Source organism: Novosphingobium sp. AAP1, from assembly GCF_001295765.1.
In the GTDB taxonomy this organism is placed as follows: domain Bacteria; phylum Pseudomonadota; class Alphaproteobacteria; order Sphingomonadales; family Sphingomonadaceae; genus Novosphingobium; species Novosphingobium capsulatum.
In genome coordinates, this window is record NZ_LJHO01000017.1 from 14588 (window position 1) to 33027 (window position 18440).

At 64.2% G+C, this 18440-nt stretch carries 18 protein-coding genes; 13 read left to right on the forward strand and 5 right to left on the reverse strand.

What is annotated here, in order from left to right; genetic code table 11:
- Window positions 1-71 precede the first annotated feature (71 nt).
- On the forward strand, window positions 72-791 hold the full coding sequence (locus IP65_RS18685; protein WP_054132632.1) for a nuclear transport factor 2 family protein: 720 nt from the start codon (window positions 72-74) through the stop codon (window positions 789-791).
- A 131-nt stretch (window positions 792-922) separates the two neighbouring features.
- On the opposite strand, the gene IP65_RS18690 is transcribed toward IP65_RS18685, so the two are convergent.
- The gene (locus tag IP65_RS18690) at window positions 923-1432 is read right to left on the reverse strand and encodes a MarR family winged helix-turn-helix transcriptional regulator (protein ID WP_022677404.1); all 510 of its coding nucleotides are present in this window, start codon (window positions 1430-1432) and stop codon (window positions 923-925) included.
- 245 nt (window positions 1433-1677) lie between these two features.
- Here IP65_RS18690 and IP65_RS18695 point away from each other — a divergent pair, with 245 nt between their 5' ends.
- From IP65_RS18695 to IP65_RS18705, 3 genes are all read left to right on the forward strand, one after another.
- Window positions 1678-4110 carry a TonB-dependent receptor gene (locus IP65_RS18695; RefSeq protein ID WP_054132633.1) on the forward strand — a complete coding sequence of 811 codons (2433 nt, stop codon included), beginning with the start codon at window positions 1678-1680 and terminating at the stop codon, window positions 4108-4110.
- 151 nt (window positions 4111-4261) lie between these two features.
- Window positions 4262-4672 carry a nuclear transport factor 2 family protein gene (locus IP65_RS18700; RefSeq protein ID WP_054132634.1) on the forward strand — a complete coding sequence of 137 codons (411 nt, stop codon included), beginning with the start codon at window positions 4262-4264 and terminating at the stop codon, window positions 4670-4672.
- 38 nt (window positions 4673-4710) lie between these two features.
- A complete protein-coding gene (locus IP65_RS18705; RefSeq protein WP_054132635.1) occupies window positions 4711-6183 on the forward strand; it encodes an aldehyde dehydrogenase in 1473 nt (490 codons plus the stop codon).
- Window positions 6184-6261: 78 nt separating this feature from the next.
- Here the strand turns inward: IP65_RS18705 and IP65_RS18710 are convergent, their stop codons facing one another.
- From IP65_RS18710 to IP65_RS18720, 3 genes are all read right to left on the reverse strand, one after another.
- Window positions 6262-6750 carry a hypothetical protein gene (locus tag IP65_RS18710; RefSeq protein WP_148291783.1) on the reverse strand — a complete coding sequence of 163 codons (489 nt, stop codon included), beginning with the start codon at window positions 6748-6750 and terminating at the stop codon, window positions 6262-6264.
- A gap of 111 nt (window positions 6751-6861) precedes the next feature.
- Window positions 6862-7602: an SDR family oxidoreductase gene (locus IP65_RS18715; RefSeq protein ID WP_054132636.1), complete on the reverse strand. Its 741-nt coding sequence runs from the start codon at window positions 7600-7602 to the stop codon at window positions 6862-6864.
- 11 nt (window positions 7603-7613) lie between these two features.
- Window positions 7614-8003: a nuclear transport factor 2 family protein gene (locus tag IP65_RS18720; protein WP_054132657.1), complete on the reverse strand. Its 390-nt coding sequence runs from the start codon at window positions 8001-8003 to the stop codon at window positions 7614-7616.
- Window positions 8004-8135: 132 nt separating this feature from the next.
- On the opposite strand from IP65_RS18720, the gene IP65_RS18725 reads away from it, so the two are divergent.
- From IP65_RS18725 to IP65_RS21775, 5 genes are all read left to right on the forward strand, one after another.
- Window positions 8136-8993, forward strand: coding sequence for a hypothetical protein (locus IP65_RS18725; RefSeq protein ID WP_054132637.1), 858 nt, complete (start codon window positions 8136-8138; stop codon window positions 8991-8993).
- Between the two features lie 158 nt (window positions 8994-9151).
- The gene (locus tag IP65_RS18730; RefSeq protein ID WP_231627795.1) at window positions 9152-11359 is read left to right on the forward strand and encodes a PQQ-dependent dehydrogenase, methanol/ethanol family; all 2208 of its coding nucleotides are present in this window, start codon (window positions 9152-9154) and stop codon (window positions 11357-11359) included.
- Between the two features lie 20 nt (window positions 11360-11379).
- Window positions 11380-11877, forward strand: coding sequence for a DUF3237 domain-containing protein (locus IP65_RS18735; RefSeq protein WP_022677395.1), 498 nt, complete (start codon window positions 11380-11382; stop codon window positions 11875-11877).
- 103 nt (window positions 11878-11980) lie between these two features.
- Complete coding sequence (locus IP65_RS18740) at window positions 11981-12781, forward strand: hypothetical protein (protein ID WP_156306740.1); 801 nt, start codon at window positions 11981-11983, stop codon at window positions 12779-12781.
- A gap of 148 nt (window positions 12782-12929) precedes the next feature.
- A complete protein-coding gene (locus IP65_RS21775) occupies window positions 12930-13364 on the forward strand; it encodes a hypothetical protein (protein WP_171794958.1) in 435 nt (144 codons plus the stop codon).
- 60 nt (window positions 13365-13424) lie between these two features.
- Here the strand turns inward: IP65_RS21775 and IP65_RS18745 are convergent, their stop codons facing one another.
- Window positions 13425-14030, reverse strand: coding sequence for a hypothetical protein (locus IP65_RS18745; protein ID WP_054132639.1), 606 nt, complete (start codon window positions 14028-14030; stop codon window positions 13425-13427).
- Window positions 14031-14211: 181 nt separating this feature from the next.
- On the opposite strand from IP65_RS18745, the gene IP65_RS18750 reads away from it, so the two are divergent.
- From IP65_RS18750 to IP65_RS18765, 4 genes are all read left to right on the forward strand, one after another.
- Window positions 14212-15816 carry an FAD-binding oxidoreductase gene (locus tag IP65_RS18750; RefSeq protein ID WP_054132640.1) on the forward strand — a complete coding sequence of 535 codons (1605 nt, stop codon included), beginning with the start codon at window positions 14212-14214 and terminating at the stop codon, window positions 15814-15816.
- Window positions 15813-16238 carry a cytochrome c gene (locus IP65_RS18755; RefSeq protein WP_054132641.1) on the forward strand — a complete coding sequence of 142 codons (426 nt, stop codon included), beginning with the start codon at window positions 15813-15815 and terminating at the stop codon, window positions 16236-16238. The genes IP65_RS18750 and IP65_RS18755 overlap by 4 nt, the downstream gene beginning before the upstream one ends.
- On the forward strand, window positions 16238-16621 hold the full coding sequence (locus tag IP65_RS18760; protein WP_054132642.1) for a hypothetical protein: 384 nt from the start codon (window positions 16238-16240) through the stop codon (window positions 16619-16621). Before IP65_RS18755 ends, IP65_RS18760 begins: the two co-directional genes overlap by 1 nt.
- A gap of 201 nt (window positions 16622-16822) precedes the next feature.
- A complete protein-coding gene (locus tag IP65_RS18765; RefSeq protein ID WP_054132643.1) occupies window positions 16823-18388 on the forward strand; it encodes a class I adenylate-forming enzyme family protein in 1566 nt (521 codons plus the stop codon).
- Window positions 18389-18440 lie beyond the last annotated feature (52 nt).

Below are 18440 nucleotides of genomic sequence, written 5' to 3' on the forward strand. Positions count from 1 at the left end.
GTTTTTCCTCTCGCCATCCGTTTTATAATCGTTAGTGTTGCATACTAACAAAGAGAATGGGAGAGCCTATCGTGAGCGACTTGGAACAGCGCCTTGCCGCCCTGGAAACGCGGGTGACACAGATCGAGGATGTCAATGCCATCCGCCGCCTGCAATGGGCCTATGGCTATTACATCGACTATAACCGGCCCGAGGAAGTGGCTGGGCTGTTTGCCCGCGATGGCGCGGTGGTGTTCCTGTCGGGCGAATACCGCGGTTATGAAGGGATCATGCGCCTTTATGGCACCTGGTTCCAGAACCTGTTCACCGGCGGGCGGCGCGGGCCGGTCAAGGGCCTGCTGCTCGACCATTTCCAGTTGCAGGACGTGATCACCGTGGCGCCCGATGGGCAGACCGCCAAGGGCCGCTTCCGCGGTATTCTCGCCGGCGGGTGGCACGATGCGATCTTGGATGCCAAGCCCGAAGGCATGCCGCAGCAGTTCTGGGAATCGGGCATCTACGAAAACGATTACGTCAAGGAAGACGGCATCTGGAAGATCAAGCGGCTGGACTACATGATGCAGTGGCAGGCCGATTATGAAACCGGCTGGGCCAAGACCACGGCCCACCTGCAGCCGGCAGTGATGTGCTATCCTGAAAATCCGATCGGGCCTGATGTGATCCTGCCCGAAACGCAAGTGCGCGAGACCTGGCCGCACCGCCAGGAAGTGCCGATGAGCTTTGCCCACCCGGTGCTCGCCGCAGCCTTTGCCGTGGGGGATTTCACCCCGCTGCAGAAAAAGTGGCCTTGAGCGATGCACTAGCGGGACCCCGGATCAAGTCCGGGGTGACGATAAAAAGAGAACCAATCTATCAACTTACCGTCACCCCGGACTTGATCCGGGGTCCCGCTTCCTTCGGTGCGGCAAGTGCGGTCGTGGTGTCAGCCGTCGCTAACGCCTTCCCACTGCGTCATCCGCGCCAGCAGGCGGCCGGAGGCGCGGCGGAAGGCGGCGCGGTCGCGCGCGTTGAAATCGGCGAACAGCTGGCGACTCACTTGGGCCATGGCCGGCACGGTGCGATCGAACATGGCCTGGCCGGCCGCGCTCAGGCGGAAGGGTTTGCGCCGCCGATTGCGCAGGTCTTCGCCCGGTTCGACCAGGCCTTTTTGGTGCAGCGCAACAAGCGCGCGGCTGACGTTCATCGGCGGCACGCCCATGATCTCTGACAACTCGTGCCCGGCCATTTCGCCTTCCCCGCCCAGCGCCAGGATGATGCGCAGATCGGTGGGCGCCAGGTCCAGCGGCTCGGCCACACCGGTGCGCATGGGATTGGAAACAAAGGTGGCAAGTTTCAACAGGTCCACCAGCAGGGCGGCATCCTCGTCCACGCCATCCATGGCGTTGCGGGGTGGTTCGGCGGGGGCTGCTGGCGGCGGCGTGCGGCTGGTCATGGCACTTACTATGACAACCTTGGCAAGCGCGGCAAGGGGCCGCATGAATTGCTGCGCCGCACGGTAAACGGCCCGGATTTCTGCGGGTTTTTCCGGCGCGGCACGCGATAGGGCTTGTTGTTGGATTGCATCAGATGTTATTATCCGGGGGCGGCTGAAAACGCCCTCTTGCGCTCTGCTAATTAGTATGCCTAACTAACAAACAGAACGAGGCTCGATAACGGGCCGATCCAGGAGAGGGGCTTATGGCCAGCATGATTCCCAACACGCATTTGGTGCGGCTTTTTGCCGCCGGCAGCGCTACTGCCATGGCATTGGCGCTCGGCGCTGCGGCGCACGCTGCCGAGCCGGCACCCCAGGCCCAGGCACCAGCCCCGCAGGCCGCGTCGCCCCAGGGTGATGCGCAGTCCGCCACCGCTGGCGATGACCAGGGCATCCGCGAAATCGTGGTGACCGCGCAGTTCCGCAACCAGCGCCTGCAGGATACGCCGCTGTCGATCACCGCGGTCGACGCCGGGCTGCTCGCCGCGCGCAACCAGACCGATATCTCGCAGATCGCCGCGCAGGCGCCCAACGTGCAGCTCACGCAGATGGGCGGCGCCTATGGCTCGTCAATGGCGGCCTACATTCGCGGTATCGGCCAGGCAGACTTCAACCCTGCCTATGAACCGGGCGTCGGGATCTATGTCGACGATGTCTATTATGCCACGCTGACCGGCTCGGTGATGGACCTGCTCGATCTTGAGCGGGTGGAAGTGCTGCGCGGGCCACAGGGTACGCTGACCGGCCGCAACTCCATCGGTGGCGCGATCAAGATGTTTTCGGTCAAGCCGCAGCCGGGCGATTCCGGCCAGATCGAAGCGGTCTATGGCGCGCGCAACCGCGTCGATCTGCGTGGCAGCCTCAACTTCCAGCTGGCCGACGGGCTCTATGCCCGCGTGTCGGGCGTGTACAAGCGCCAGGATGGCTATGTCGACGTGGTCGATTATGGCTGCGCGCATCCGGGCAACAGCCTGGGCCTGACGGCGGGGGCCAACGTGCCAACCAACTGCGTCACCGGCAAGCTGGGCGAAAAGAACTATTCGGGCCTGCGCGGATCACTGCGCTACAACCCCAACGACCGCATCGATTGGGTCGTCACCGGCGACTATACCTACGAAAACCGCTCCAACGCGGCCGGCGTGGTGACGGTGGACGATACCACCAAGACCGACGGCATCAATTTCATGTGCGGCCCGCGCTGCACCTATGCCAGCTGGTACATGGGGGCCGGCGGCCAGGCGGCGCAAAGCTATTCGATGCCGCGCAACACGGTGTTTTCCGGCTGGGGCGTTTCCAGCAACCTCACCGTGGGCCTGACCGACGATCTCAAGCTGGTGTCGATCACCGCCTATCGCAAATACAAGCAGACGTTCGGCACCGACGACGATTTCACGCCCGATCCGAACATTGCCGGCGCCGGCTACAACGACTTGCGCTTCCACTTCTTCAGCCAGGAACTGCGCCTCAACGGCAAGATCGGCGATCTGGCGGACTGGACGGTCGGCGGGTTCTACAACGACCAGACCTCGGTCTATTTCACGCGGCAGGACATCCGCTACATCGGCCATGGCGCGCCGTTCCTGTTCCTGCAATTCCAGGGCAACGACCCGGTCAACGCCAACAGCAAGGCCGCATTCGGCACGCTGATCCTGCACCCGGCGCCGGGCCTCAACGTCACTGGTGGCCTGCGCTATACCAAGGAGCACAAGGACTATACCTTCGTGCGCCAGAACTGGGCTGGCGGCCCGCTGGTCGATCCGTTCGGCGTGGGCGCGCTCAATGGCTCGGTCGCCAACTACAATGGCAGCAAGCTGGACTGGCGCCTGTCGGTTGACTATCGCTTCAATCCGCAGCTGCTGGCCTATGCCACGGTCAGCACCGGCTTCAAGGGCGGCGGCGTGACGGCGCGGCCGTTCACCAAGAACCAGGCGGTCAACGGCACGTTCACGCCCGAAACGCTCACGGCCTATGAAATCGGCATCAAGTCTGACCTGTTCGATCGCAAGGTGCGCTTCAACCTTTCGGGCTTTGTGAACGATTACAAGAATATCCAGCTTAACCTCGCCGATTGTTCGGTGCTTGACGGGTTCCCGATCGGTACCGATCCGTTCCCGTGCGCCGCGGTGGGCAATGCTGGCGACGGCAAGATGTGGGGCGCTGAAGCGGAATTGACCGCACGCCCGGTAGAAGGGCTGGACATCGACGCGACGCTGAGCTGGATCGATGGCGAATGGAAGCGCCTGGGGCCGACGGTGGGCCAGTCCATCCAGCTCCAGGACCCGATCGTTACCCCGCACTGGCGCGGCAGCCTAGGCATCCAGTACCGCATCCCGGTGGAAGGCCATGGCTCGCTCACCCCGCGGTTTGACCTTGCCTATACCGGCAAGCAGAACATCGGCCGCCTCACGCCCACCAGCGCGCTGGACTACAACCCGGCCTTTGCCCTGGGCAACGCGCGCCTGACGTGGCGGAACGAGAAGGAAGACCTCACTGTCGCGTTCGAAGTGCAGAACGTGTTCAACAAGTACTATTACCTGCCGATCCGCTTCTCGGCGCTCTATGCCTCGGCTGGCACGGTTTACAGCAATGTGGGCCGTCCGCGCGAATGGGCGCTGAGCGTCGCCAAGAAGTTCTGATCGCTTTTCCGGTCATGAGGGGAAAGGGGCAGCCTTTGCGGGCTGCCCCTTTTCGTTTGGTAGATGAAACGCACGGATTGTGCTTGCCCTGACCGTATCATTTGTTAGCGTTGGCGAAAGGCCGAATCCGGCCAGGCCAGGGGAGAGACCGATGCTCGATCGCGCCGGCTATGAACGCTATCTCGCCGCGTTCAATGCCAGGGACTATGACGGCGTTGCCGATTTCTATGTCGATCCGCCGCGCATGGAATTCTTCGGCATTGTCATCACCACCCGGGAAGAGCTCAAGGCATTCTATGCCTGGCTGCATTCCTGCGTGAAGGAAACCGTTTCGATCCATAACTTTGCCGCCAGTGATACGGCAACTGCGGTGGATGCGATCGTGCGGATCGAAGCGCTGCGCGACCTGACGCGCGACGAACTGGATGCCAAGGGCGCAACCGGCTTCTTTCCCATCCGCGCGGGCGAGGTCCAGGAAATCCGCCAGTTCATCTTCTATACCACGCGGGCTGGCCAGATCGAGAAGGTGGAATGCGCGCTGCCACCGCCGCTTGCCGCCTGAACCATTTGGCCTGCCGCGTTCGATCAAAGGAATTGTCCATGCTGCTTCCCCACGGCGTTCATATCGCCCATCCCGAACGCCTCTATATCGGCGGGCAATGGGTGCCCGCGCACAGCGGTCGCCTGATCGAGATTATTTCGCCTGATAGCGAGCAGGTGGTGGCCCGCGTGGCCGAGGCGGACGCGACAGACATGGATGCGGCCGTCGCGGCGGCGCGCGCGGCGTTCGACCATGGCCCCTGGCCGACCACGCCCCCGGCGCAGCGCATTGCGGCATTTCGCGCGATGATCGATCATCTGCGCCCGCGCGCCGATGAACTTGCCCGCGCCTGGACCGCGCAGATCGGCGGGCTGGCCAGCTTTGCCGGGCCGATGCACCAGGGCGCGCTGTTAGCGCTCGATGGTATCGCCGGCTTTGCGCAAGACTTTCGCTTTATCGAGCAGCGCCCCAGTCATGCGGCGGCGGCCGCGCTGATCGTGCAGGAACCGGTGGGTGTGGTGGCGGCCATCGCGCCGTGGAACGGCCCGTTCGGCATCATGGCCAACAAGGTGGCCTATGCCCTGCTGACGGGGTGCTGCGTGGTGATGAAGCCATCGCCTGAAACCCCGCTGGAAGCCTATCTCATTGCCGAGGCGGCCGAGGCGGCGGGCCTGCCGCCCGGCGTGGTCAACCTGGTGCCCAGCCACCGCGAGGCAGCCGATCACCTGGTCAGCAATCCTGGTGTGGACAAGGTGAGCTTCACCGGATCGACCGTGGCGGGCAAGCGCATCGGCCAGGTCTGCGCCGGCCGCGTGGCGCGCTGCACGCTGGAACTGGGCGGCAAGTCTGCCGCGATCGTGCGCGACGATTTCGCGATCGATCATGCGGCCAAGCTGCTGACCGGCACGATCACGATGATGAGCGGGCAGGTCTGCGCGATGCTGAGCCGGGTGATCGTGCCGCGCGCGCGCCATGATGAACTGGCCGATGCCATCGCCCGGGAAATGCGCGGCGTGGTGATCGGTCACAGCGATGACCCCGCCGCCCAGCTGGGCCCGGTGGCAATGCAGCGCCAGTTGGAGCGGATTGAAGGATATATCGCGCAAGGCAAGGCCAGCGCTGACCTGGTGACCGGCGGCAGCCGCCCCAGCCATCTCAACCGTGGCTATTTCATCGAGCCGACGCTGTTTGCCAATGTGAACAATGCCGATGCCATTGCCCAGGAAGAGATCTTTGGTCCGGTGCTGGCGCTGATCCCGGTGGAGGACGAGGAAGAGGCCGTGGCGGTGGCCAATGCCAGTGCCTATGGCCTCAACGGTTCGGTGCTGACGCACGATGCCCAGGCTGCCTGGACGATCGGCCGACGCATCCGCACCGGCGGCTTTGGCCAGAACGGCCTGCGCATGGATTTTGGCCTGCCGTTCGGCGGCTTCAAGCAATCGGGCGTGGGCCGCGAGGGCGGGCCCGAAGGGCTGATGCCCTACGTCGAAACCAAGACCATGCTGCTTGATGCCCTGCCCGATGGGCTTTGAGCGCGGAAAACAGCAAGGCCCGGCCGCACTGGATCGCGGCCGGGCCCCTCGTCTGTTCCCGCAATCAGGCGCGCCTGATCAGTACGGGATCGGCTCGTTGGTAAAGGCATTGGCAAAGTCGCCCGGCAGCATCACGGCCGAACGCCCGCTGACCAGCATGCTACCAAACACGGCAGCGACGGTGTTGCCCTTGCCCTCCTGGCGGTGGGTGCCCTTCATGGCATAGGTCTTGCCGCCCACGGTGATCTTTTCGAAGGTCACCTCGAACTTGCCCGACTTGCCGCCGATCGCCTTGCCGGTCTTGAAGGTGATCGCACCTTCAACATGGCTACCGCGCGGGATCACCACCTGGCCGCCGTCCGTCACGTCGTTGACCACGGCAAAGCCGACCTTGTCGCCCAGGTTGATCTTCTTGGACGAGATTTCCGCCTCGGGCGTCAGTTGGACCATGGTGTTGGCCGGCAGGGCCTTGGCCGCCGTCTGTGCCACGGCCACCGGCATGCCCAAGCCGAGCGGTGCAGCGACGCACAATGCGAGCGCCGCGGCTTTGAAAAATCCTGAAGTCACCCCAATTCCTCCCCATGACGAAACGTCCGTGTGCATCGACGTATCGGCAACCCATGGTTGTAACAAGACGATATTATCCGACACACATTCCAAAATGGTGGCAACTCCATCTCATCCCAACTCCAGACATCCCCCATCGACATAGAGATCGACGCCGTTGATGAAGCTGGCCTCGCGGCTGGCCAGGAACAGCGCGGCGCTGGCTACTTCTTCGGCCGTGCCCATGCGGCCGATCGGCACCACGGCTGACAGCATCTCCCGCATGCCGGCGATCTGTTCGGGGCTGGCATCGCGCTTGAAGATTTCGGTCTCGGTGGGGCCGGGGCTGATCAGGTTGACGCGGATGCGGCGGGGCAGGAGTTCCTTGGCCACGATCCGCGCCATGGCGCGCAGGCCTGCCTTGGCGGCGGCATAGGCAACGTTGCCCGGCACGGCGGCCAGCGATCCGATCGAGCCGGTGATGACGATGGCGCCGCCATCGCGCATCAGTGGCAGCGCATTCTGGATCGCAAAGAATGCGCCGCGCAGGTTGACGGTGTGGATATCGTCCCAGAACGTCTCGGTCACTTCGGGCACCATGGCAAAGCCGCCGACGCCGGCGTTGACGAACAGCACGTCGATGCCGCCCAGCACTTGCTCGATCTCGGCCAGGGCAGCGCGGGTCTGCGCGACATCGCCCATGTCGGCGCGCACTGCCAGCGCGCCGAGTTCCTCGGCCGCGTCGTGCAGGGTTTGCGGGTTGCGTCCGGTCAGCGCCAGGCGCGCGCCCTCTGCCGCGAACTGGCGCGCGGCGGCAAGGCCGATACCGGAATTGCCGCCCAGGATGGCGACGCAGGTGTTGTCAAAGCGCATCGTGGGGCCTTTCAGAACATCGGCAGGGGATTGACCGGTGCGGTCGGCACGTCCTGGATCACGTCCCAGTGCTCCATAATCATGTCATCCTGGCACCGGAAGATATCGACCACGGCCAAGCCGGGATCGCCCGGCCAGCGCTGCACGTGGGTGTGCACCACGACGTGGTCGCCATCGACGAAGCTGCGGTGGATGGTCTGCCGCGCATCGGGCGATTCGTGGCGGACGCGATCGAGAAAGGCCTTGAGCGCGGGCACGCCCGGCTCTGCCAGCGAGCTGTGCTGGACATAGCTGGGCGCGATGTAGCGATCGACCGCACCGCTATCCATCGCGATCAGCACATCGTGGTACATCGCCAGCACGCGATCGAGCAGGGCCTGTTCGGCGGGCGTTCTGGACATCGGCATTTCTCCCGGGCTGCATCTGCGGCAAGAGGGTATCTCCCCCCTTTCATTCTAACAATTGATAGGATATGTCGGTTGCATAACCGCGTCAAAGGCTTGTTGCCCCAAGGCCGCGAAAAGGGAGAGACGATGGACCGCGAGGCCCTCTATGCCGCACTCGATGCCTTTCTGGCTGCCCTCGGCCAAGGGGCTTCGGCCCAGGTCAACTGGGCGAGCGATGCGCTGTTTTCCGAAAACAATGTTATGCTGGCCACTGACGATGGCGTGTGGGGCACGGTGCAGGGGCTCGGCGATTATCGCCTGCGCTTTGCCGATGTGCGGACCCGCCAGGTCGGTTATTTCGGCACGCTGATCGAGGCGATCGAGGAATCGGCACTGACCGTGCGGCTGGCCCTGAACGAGGCGGGCGAGGTAGCGGAGGCCGAGCTGCTGATCGTGCGCCAGTCAGACAGCGGCATCAAGTTTGAAAACCCGCGCTATTGGGACAAGCCGATCCTGCACCGCGAGCCGGAAAGCCCGGTCGATCGGGCCGAAATGGTGCGGCTGTCCAACGGCTATTTCGACACGCTGCAGCGCAACGATGGTACGATCCACACCCGGTTCCACCCCGATTGCCAGCGGGTGGAAAACGGCGTGCAGACCACGCGCAACCCGGAATTCGCCAAGATCGTGCCGGTATCGGCGCTGGGCTGCGAAGAGCAGTTCCGCATGGGCAACTATCGCTATGACGACGAACTGCGCGCGCGGCGCTTCCCCCTGGTGGACGAAGAGCGCGGGCTGGTGCTGGCGTTTGGCTTCATCGATCATTCCGGGCGGATCGATGAGTATCAGCTGACCGATGGCCGCACCGTGAAAAGCCCGGTACGCCGGCCCCACAGCTTCTACATCTCCGAGTTGTTCAAGATCGACCATGGCATGATCGAGCAGATCGAAGCCAATTTCATCACCGTGCCCTATCGCATGCCCAGCCCATGGGATGCGCTGTGATGCGCGCGGTTTGGGGATGGTTGCGGGGGGCTTCGACAGGCTCAGCCCGAACGGCTCACTTTACCTGGTTCCCATTTGCCCTGAGCTTGTCGAAGGGCCGTGCGGGGCGCGCGACTGCGGGGGGCTTCGACAAGCTCAGCCCGAACGGCTCACTTCACTTGGTTCCCGTTCGCCCTGAGCTTGTCGAAGGGCGCTGGCGCAACCTGGCCATTCTGGCTTCGGCAAGCCTGACGCTGGCCGCGGCCGCGCCGCTGACGCAGGGCGCTGGCAACGAGTGGATCGAGCCGGGCGGGGACCCAGGCAAGACGCATTGGTCCACGCTCGACGCCATCAACCCGGCCAATGTGGCGCGGCTGGGCCTGGCCTGGGAAGCAGACCTGGGCACCGCGCGCGGGCAGGAAGCCAGCCCGGTGATGGTGGGCGGGGTGCTCTATGTCGCCGGCAATGCCGGGCGCGCCTATGCCTATGACGCGGCAAGTGGCCGCGAACTCTGGCGGTTCGAGCCGGAGGTGGACATGCAGCGCAACCGCACCGCGTGTTGCGACATGGTCAACCGCGGGCTGGCCGTATCCGGCGGCAAGGTGTTCATCGCGGCGCTCGACGGGTGGATGTACGCGCTCGACGCCAAGACCGGCGCCGTGGTGTGGAAGACCGATTTCATCGAGGACCGCAAGCGCGGCGACAACTCCACCGGCGCGCCCGAAGTGGCCGGCGACCTGGTGGTCATCGGCATGGGCGGCGCGGAGTATGACGTGCGCGGCTATGTCACGGCGCTCGATATCAAGACCGGGGCGATCCGCTGGCGCTGGCACGTGGTGCCGCATGATCCCGCGCTCGGCCCACAGGAAACCCCCGAACTCGAAGCCGCGCTCAAGACCTGGGACCCCAAGAGCCGCTGGGACGTGGGCGGCGGCGGCGCGCCGTGGGATGCGATCAACTATGATCCCGAAACCGGTTACGTGCTGGTCGGCACCGGCAATGGCGGCCCTTATGCGCGCTCGAAACGCTCGCCTGCCGGCGGCGACAATCTCTATCTCGGCTCGCTCGTCGCGCTGGACCCCAAGACTGGGCGGATGGTCTGGCATTACCAGGAAACACCCGAAGACAATTGGGATTTCACCTCTACCCAGCCGATGATCCTGACGCACATGGCGGTGGACGGGCAGACACGCGGGGTGATCCTGCATGCGCCCAAGAACGGCTTCCTCTATGTGATCGATCGCAAGACCGGCCAGGTGCTGCGCGCCAATGCCATTGCGCGGGCCAACTGGATCAAGGGCTTTGAGCCGGGCACGATGAAGCCGATCCTCAACAGGGAAGCTGCAGACTATACCGATGGGCCCAAGATCGTGTTCCCCTCCACCGTGGGGGCACGCAACTGGTTTCCGGCGGCCTATAGCCCGCAGACCGGGCTCTATTACGGATCGGTGGCCGATATCGGCAACCTGATCTTCATGACGCCCGGCGCCAAGCCCTATCGCGCCCGCGCGCTCAACAACGATGCCGCGCTGATCTTTACCCCCGATGTGGTGGCGGCCACGGAAACGCTGCCGCCGCCGATGGCGCAGGCGGTCAAGGCGCTGCCGGCCTATGCGCAGGCCAAGGCAGATCCCGGCAAGAGCCAGTTGCGCGCGATCGATCCGCTTACCGGCAAGACGGTGTGGGCGGTGGACAGCGAAGGCTGGCAGGACCGCGGCGGCGTGCTGGCCACGGCATCGGGCCTGATCGTGCAGGGTACGCTGTCGGGCAAGCTGGTGGTGCGCGATGCGCGCAATGGCGCCGTGCTGAAAAGCATCGAGACCGGCAGCCCGATCATGGCCGCGCCGATCACCTATGCCGTGCGCGGCGTACAGTACATTGCCGTGCAGGCCGGCTGGGGCGGGGGCGGCTGGGCCTTTACCCCGCGCTATTCGGCCGCCTACAGCCGGGGCAACCAGAACCGCCTGCTGGTCTTCCGCCTCGATGGCAGCAAGGTGCCGCTGCCGCCGCTGCTGCCCCCGCTGGAGGTGGCGCCGCCGCCGCCGGCCCAGGCGCCTGGGGTGACGGCGGCCACGATTGCGCGCGGGCAGGGGCTGTTCTTTGCCAACTGCGCGATCTGCCATGCCAATATCCACCGTTCGATGGCGCCAGACCTGCGCCGCATGCAGCCCGGCACGCACGAGGCGTTCAAGCAGATCGTGCTGGAAGGCGCGCTGCTGCCGGCCGGCATGCCACGCTGGGACGATGTCTTGCGCCCTGATGATGCCGATGCGATCCATGCCTACCTGATCGATCTGCAGGGCAAGACGCGGGCCGATGAACTGGCCAAGCAGAAGGCCGGCAAGCCGCTCGACGGGCCGAGCCTGACCATCCTTTCCAACTATTGAACCGAACGGGCCGCTTCCTCATGGACTTTTCCACGCTCGACAATCCCCGCCTGGAGTTTGCCTTTGCCTGCACGCTGAAATTCACGCGGGTGCAGATGATCCCCGACTTGCCCAGCGGCGGCATGCGCAGCGCGGTCTATGTCGACGAAGGCGTGTTCGAAGGGCCGCGCCTGAAAGGCCGGGCGGTGCCCAATTCGGGCGGGGACTATGCGTTCTTCCGCAGCGATGACACTGCCGTGTTCGATGCGCGCTATGTCTTGGAAGTGGACGATGGCACGCTGATCTACATGCAGAACAAGGGCTTTTTGTGGGGGCGCGAGGCCGGCACGATGGATCGCTTGCGCGCCTGGGCCTTTGCCGGCGGCGCGCCGGTTCCCCATGCCGAATACTATCTGCGCGCCCAGCCCACGTTCGAGACGAGCAAGGGCCCGCACGACTGGCTGACGCGGCACGTGTTCATCGGCGTGGGCGAGCGGCGCCCGGACGGCAACCATGTGAAGTATTACGCGCTGACGTGAGCGGCCCATAGGGGCACGTTGGCATTTTGTAATTATCTTCGCGATGGCCGCTTTGCTATCGGCGGCGCTCCTTTGAGGGGCGTGTGGCATGGCGTGGCGTGTGATGAGGCAGGGTGTGGCCCTGGCAGCGATGGTGGGCGGTGTGTCGGCAACGCAGCCGGCCCTGGCTGCGCCAGAGGAAATCCAGGTCTACATGGACGAGATGGACCAGCCCGGCCATTTCGGCCTCGATACCCACATCAACTATGTGGCCGATGGCACCACCACCGATGACTATGCCGGCGCGCAGCAGGCGCTGCACCGCCTGCGCGTCACGCCTGAATTCTCCTATGGCATCACGCCCTATCTGGAAGCGGGGCTCTATCTGCCGCTGGCGACGCTTGATGGGCAGGGCCGGCTCGATCCCGGCGGGGTAAAGACCCGGCTCAAGTTTATCGCCCCGCGCCGCCCCGGACAGAACTGGTGGTGGGGCGCCAATTTCGAGATTGGCCACGTCGATCACAAGCTCGACATCAATCCGTGGAATGCCGAGCTGAAAGGCATCGTCGGCACGCGGCTGGGCAAGTGGACCCTGGCCGAAAATGCCAATGTCGATTTCGTGGTGTCAGGCCCGGTCGGCCATTCGCCCGAAGTCGAGTTCGACACCCGCGTCGCCTATGCGATGACGAAGAAGGTCTCGCTGGGCATCGAAAGCTATAACGGCACGGGCAGCTTCGCCCATTTCGGCAACCTGCATGGCAGCGACCAGTCGATCTTTGCCGTGGCCGACGTGGACCTCGGGCGCTGGGCGCTCAACCTGGGGGTTGGCCACGGCTATGGCACCAATGCCGATACCACGATCGTCAAGGCCATCGTCAGCCTGCCGTTCGAGCGCATCCTGGGGCGGCGCAACGCGGTTGATTAGGGCGTGTGGACGGGTTCAATGGCGAGGGGAACGACTTAGATTGTTGGGTAGCTGCCTTGTCAGGGATGGCCAACATTGCAATCGAGGTCCAATGATCTAGTCGTAAGCCGGTACTAAAGACTTCAAACAGTGCAGAGGCACGCGATAAATGTTGTCGACTCGTATCATATTGCTTTGTCCCGCAGCTTTTATGGTTTCGTGTGGCGGAACAGGAAGCACCCAGCGGCCCGACGACAACCCCCAAGCATCGTTCAGGTATCAATGCATTATAGCGAATGAACTAGGCGAAGGATCATTCACGAAGATTGACGGAAAAATTTTCGACGTCGTCACATCAAGGCCCGATGCAGATCGGCTCGCAAAGGCTGTGTCGAATACTCCTAGTCGTAAGTACTTTTATGCTAGGGTGTGCGTGCAAGGTTTTTTTGAATACAAGATCGGCATGATCGGACATGTGCAAACTGAACCGCGCGCATTCATTAAGCTTACAAAATTTGAGATTATCTCATCCGACAATGATCTGGATGAGCTTCGTGCACTGATGAGAGGTGCACCACTGCCTGCTAAGAGTGATGTGTTCTGACGCGAAAAGGCGGAACGGTAACAACTGGGCGAAACTGGTCATCCGAATTGGCCATTCCACCTAATAGGCCGCGTTGACATCAAGCGACGGGGCGTTGGCCTTGGCCAGGATATCGCGCAGCCCGACGTTTTCGTCGGGATAGCGGATGTCGTTGATTTTCCAGCCTTCCTCCTTGCGGGCCATGGTGATCACCAGGTGCACGGTGGGGCCATCGGCCACGCCACTGCGGGTCACGGTGACGTGGGCCAGGGCCTTGTGGGCATCGGCATGGGTGATCATGATGGTCTGCTGCAGATCGGTGGGGTTGTTGCACAGGCAGAGCGGATTGCCGGCCAGCGACATGCCGTTGCCGCGGGTGGTATCGGCCAGCAGGCCGGCCATCTCTTCGGAAAAATAGCGGTGGCGCAGGTCGCCCACGGTGGAAACCGCCCCGCCAAGGCCATCGTCGGCAAACATGGCCTTGAGAAATGCGGTGGGATCATCGGGTGTCGCCGCCGAGAAGATGCCGGCCTGGCTGCTCGCGCCGGACGGCTCGGCATCGAGCGTGCCGGCGATATCGGGCGTATCGGCATCGTGCGAGAACAGCCGCGACAGCTGGCTGCAGCCAGTGGTGCCGGCCAGCACGGCCGTGGCGAGAGCGATGGTGACGAAAGGCTTGGTCTTCATGCCAGGTGCTTGGCTCGCTGCAAAGTCCTGGTCCCCGCCTGCGATGATAGCCGGGGCTGGGCGGCTTGGCGATACAAATCATGTGATGGCGGCTTGACCGACCGCGGGATTGCAGGCAAAACAATAACAATTGTTAGAAAATGAGTCCCCCTTGCGGGACCATGATGGGAGAGATCTGCCGGTGAAACTGCACCTGCCGCCCCGCGTCAGCCCCCAGGGCTTTGCCGCCGCGCTCAAGGCCTATGAAGGCGTGGTGGGCAAGGACTGGGTCATGGCCAGCGAAAGCGACCGTGACGCCTATTCCGATATCTATGCCCCCGGCGATGCCGAGCAATGGGCCGCCAGCGCCGCCGTGGCGCCGGCCAATGTGGAGGAAGTGCGCGCGGTCGTGCGCCTCGCCAACGAGCACAAGACCCCGCTATGGCCGGTCGCGCGCGGCAAGAACCTGGGCTATGGCACGGCCGCGCCGCGCATGGCGGGGTCGATCGTGCTCGATCTGGGGCGCATGAACAAGATCATCGATATCGATCCCAAGCTGGCCACCTGCGTGGTGGAGCCGGGCGTGGGGTTCTTTGACCTGCACGATGCGATCCTGCGCGGCAACCACCCCTTGTGGATGAGCGTGCCGGGCAATGGCTGGGGCTCGGTGATCGGCAACGCGCTCGATCACGGCATCGGCTATACCCCCTATGGCCTCCATGCCCGCAACCTGTGCGGGCTGGAAGTCGTGCTGCCCGATGGCGACCTGCTGCGCACCGGCATGGGCGCGATGACCGGCAACCCGGCCTGGCACCTGTTTCCGTTCAGCTATGGCCCGACCTATGACCTGGCGTTCACCCAGTCGAACCTGGGCGTGGTCACCAAGGCCGGGCTGTGGCTGCAACCCGCGCCTGAAGCCTCGCTCGAGCTGATCTTCGACATTCCCGAAGAGGGGGATATCGGCTGGGTGGTCGATACCATCGCCCCGCTCAAGATTTCCGGGCTGATCGAGCAGAACGTGTTCATCCCCAGCTGGCTGGGCAAGATGGTGCTGAAAGGGCAGCGCCACGATTTCTGGGACAAGCCGGGCGCCATCCCCGAATGGCGCGTGGCCGAGCTGCTCAAGCAGTACAAGCTGGGCTACTGGCAGGTGGCGCTGCGCCTCTATGGCGAGGAAAGCGTGATCAAGGCCAAGGCCGAGATCGTCAAGGCGGCGATGAAGCGCCACCTGGCCGCGCCGCCGCAGGAAAACTGGTGGCGCCAGGGCGACGCCATCGGCCAGTACGAGATCACCATGGGCGTGCCATCGGCCGTGCCGCTGCAGATGTCTGACTGGATCGGCGGGCGCGGCGCGCACATGGGCTTTTCCCCGGTGGTGCCGGCGAGCAGCGAGCATGTGCTGGGGCAGCTCAAGCGCAGCCGCAAGATCATCGCCGATCACGACGTGGATTTCTATGCCAGCTTCACCATCGGCGGGCGTTTTGCCAACAACATCAACATGCTGATGTACGATCGCGACGATGCCGCGATGGTTTCGAACATGAAGGCGCTGTTCAACGCGCTGATCAGCGAGACGGCCAAGGCTGGCTATGGCGAATACCGCACGCACCTGGGCTGGATGGACCCGGTGATGGACACCTTCGATTACAACAACCACGCGCTGCGCCGGTTCGACGAGCGGGTGAAGAACGCGCTCGATCCCAACGGCATCATCGCGCCGGGCAAGCAGGGCGTGTGGCCCGCCGCCTATGCCGCGCAGCGCCATTCCGCGCCGCAGGATAGCGTGACCAAGGGAGGCAAGGCATGACGCGCACCATTCTCGCCGTTGCGGCGATCGTTCTGGGCGCCTCGGTTGCGCTGGCGCAGGCCGGGGCGCCGCATGCGCCGATGGGGCCGCCGCCGGGGCCGCCGCCGCCCTATCAGCTGCGCCCGGCCTATCCGGCGGGCGATCGTACGGCGGCCGGCGGCAATGGCAAGGTGCTGTTCGAGGCGCACTGCGGCTATTGCCACCTGGCCGGGGGTATGGGCACCAACCTGGTGACCAAGCAGCAGATGATGATGGGCCGCACGCCCGACCAGGGCCTGCTGGCCAACCGCACCGATCTGACCGCCGATTACGTCAAGGCCGTGGTGCGCGGCGGCAAGGGCGCCATGCCCACGCAGACCCGCGTCGATATCACCGATGCCGAACTCGATGCCGTGGCAAAGTACCTGGGGAAGGCGGGCTGATGCGCGTGAGGCTCGATCGCCGCACCCTGCTGCGCAGCGGCGCGCTGGGGGCTGCCGGCGCAGCCCTGCCGGCCGGTGCCCAGGCCATGGTGCCGCCCGCGCTGGTGGTGTTCGACAGCCGCGTGGCGGAAAGCCGCGCTTTTGCCGCCGGCTTTCCGCTGGCCGCGCGTCACGATCTGGCGCTCGGCCCCCTGGCGCTGCGCCGCCGCCTGGCCACGCTTGACCAGGGGCGCGTCGAAGGGCTGACCGGGTGGAGCGACTGGGTCATGCTGCGCGGTGCCGCGCGCGGGCAGGGTTTGCGCCCTACGGCCGAGCGCACGGTGGCTGCGCCGCTTTCGGGCAAGCGGCACCTGTTCCGCTGGAGCATGGCGGCACGGAGTTGATCTGCCCTTTGAGGCAGCAAACGTGAAACGCACGCAGATGGCGGCTTGACCGCCGGTAATCCGCATTTAGTATGCAACACTAACAAATACCGGGGTAACCGGAATCGGGAGAGTCGATGCCATAGCCGCGTGTTCGCCTGTGGTTTTTGCCCGCCAGCCTGGCGCTTCCCGGTTCCGCCGATATGCGGATGAGGAGAAGCCATGCGTGCGATTGATTACTTCGACCGGGGCCATGACCGCGATCCCGCGCGGCTGGCAGTTGTCGATACGCAAACCGGCCTGAAGCTGACCTTTGCCCAAACCAAGGAATTGAGCGAGCAGATCGCCGCCGCGCTGCAACGCCACGGCTTTGAAAACCAGGATCTGCTGGGCCTCTATGGCCCCAACGATGGCATGCTCCTGGTGGTGCTGCTGGCGATGTGGCGCGCGAATGGCAAGTGGATCCCGGTCAACACCCGCAATGCCATCGATGCCAATGCTGCCTATATCAACTATGTGCGCTGCAAGTGGCTGGTCTATCATTCCAGCAAGGCCGATGAAGTGGCGCAGCTGAAGGCGCTGTGCCCGGTGATGCAGCATTTTGTCTGCCTCGATCGGCGCATGGGCGATGATCCCAGCCTGGAAGAATTCATCGCCGGCGTGACCGCGCAGGATTTCGTCGAGCCCGAGATCGACGCGTTCGGCAACCTGTTCGACATGGTTGGCATCTTTCCCACTGGCGGCACCACCGGCCCATCGAAGGGCGCCAATGTCACCAACCTGGGCTGGGGCACGATGATCGAGACCGCGGCCGATGCCATGGGCGGGCGCACGGCCGATCCCGTGGCGCTGGTGTCTGCCCCCATCACCCACGCCGCCGGGCCGATTGCGCTGTCGACGCTGAGCCTCGGCGCGACGCAGGTGATTCTGCCGGGCTTCGATGCCGAAGCCGTGCTCGCTGCGATCGAGGAGCACAAGGTCACCCACATGTACCTGCCGCCCACGGCGCTGTACCAGCTCATGGCCTCGCCGCAGATCGGCGCGCATGATTATTCGAGCCTCAAGATCTTCATCCTGGTGGGCTCGCCCTGCTCGCCCGAAAAGCTGCGCCAGGCGGTGGAAATCTTCGGCCCGTGCATGTGCCAGGCCTATGGCCAGGTGGAATGCCCGATGATCGTGGCCTGGTTCCCACCCGAAGACGTGGCCCGCTTTGCCCGGGAGGCGCCGGAAAAGCTGGCCGCCTGCGGCAAGCCGACCCGCTCGATCAAGGTGGCCCTGCTCGATGACGATGGCCAGCAGGTCGCCTTGGGCGAGGCTGGCGAAATCTGCGCGCGCGGCGCGCTGGTGACGCACAGCTATTTCGAAAAGCCCGAGGAAACCGCCGAGATCCGCAAGTTCGGCTGGCACCACACCGGCGACGTGGGCAAGCTTGATCAGGATGGCTACCTCTATATCGTCGATCGCAAGAAGGACATGGTGGTTTCCGGCGGGTTCAACGTGTTCACCGCCGAGGTTGAGGCGGCCGTGACCGAACTGCCCCAGGTGCGCGAGGCCTGCGTGTTTGGCATCCCGCACGAAAAATGGGGCGAGCAGGTGCATGCCGTGGTCGTGGCCCAAGGGGTGAGCGAGGCGGACATCATCAGCTTTGCCAAGGCGCGCCTGGGCGGGGTGAAGGCGCCCAAGTCGGTGGAGTTTGTCGACGCCATTCCCCGCACGGCGGCCGGCAAGATGGACAAGAAGGCCCTGCGCACGAAATACTGGGGCAATGCCCAGCGCATGGTGAACTGAACACCGTGAAATGACCTGAAAAATCAGGCGCAAGAACGACGTGACATGGAGA

Bases quoted from the DNA above. Each gene is read 5' to 3' on its own strand.
- IP65_RS18765 (WP_054132643.1), top strand. From the start codon at position 16,823: ATGCGTGCGATTGATTACTTCGACCGGGGCCATGACCGCGATCCCGCG.
- IP65_RS18745 (WP_054132639.1), bottom strand. From the start codon at position 14,030: ATGAAGACCAAGCCTTTCGTCACCATCGCTCTCGCCACGGCCGTGCTG.
- IP65_RS18700 (WP_054132634.1), top strand. From the start codon at position 4,262: ATGCTCGATCGCGCCGGCTATGAACGCTATCTCGCCGCGTTCAATGCC.
- IP65_RS18695 (WP_054132633.1), top strand. From the start codon at position 1,678: ATGGCCAGCATGATTCCCAACACGCATTTGGTGCGGCTTTTTGCCGCC.
- IP65_RS18705 (WP_054132635.1), top strand. From the start codon at position 4,711: ATGCTGCTTCCCCACGGCGTTCATATCGCCCATCCCGAACGCCTCTAT.
- IP65_RS18690 (WP_022677404.1), bottom strand. From the start codon at position 1,432: ATGACCAGCCGCACGCCGCCGCCAGCAGCCCCCGCCGAACCACCCCGC.
- IP65_RS21775 (WP_171794958.1), top strand. From the start codon at position 12,930: ATGTTGTCGACTCGTATCATATTGCTTTGTCCCGCAGCTTTTATGGTT.
- IP65_RS18725 (WP_054132637.1), top strand. From the start codon at position 8,136: ATGGACCGCGAGGCCCTCTATGCCGCACTCGATGCCTTTCTGGCTGCC.
- IP65_RS18755 (WP_054132641.1), top strand. From the start codon at position 15,813: ATGACGCGCACCATTCTCGCCGTTGCGGCGATCGTTCTGGGCGCCTCG.
- IP65_RS18715 (WP_054132636.1), bottom strand. From the start codon at position 7,602: ATGCGCTTTGACAACACCTGCGTCGCCATCCTGGGCGGCAATTCCGGT.
- IP65_RS18735 (WP_022677395.1), top strand. From the start codon at position 11,380: ATGGACTTTTCCACGCTCGACAATCCCCGCCTGGAGTTTGCCTTTGCC.
- IP65_RS18740 (WP_156306740.1), top strand. From the start codon at position 11,981: ATGAGGCAGGGTGTGGCCCTGGCAGCGATGGTGGGCGGTGTGTCGGCA.
- IP65_RS18720 (WP_054132657.1), bottom strand. From the start codon at position 8,003: ATGTCCAGAACGCCCGCCGAACAGGCCCTGCTCGATCGCGTGCTGGCG.
- IP65_RS18760 (WP_054132642.1), top strand. From the start codon at position 16,238: ATGCGCGTGAGGCTCGATCGCCGCACCCTGCTGCGCAGCGGCGCGCTG.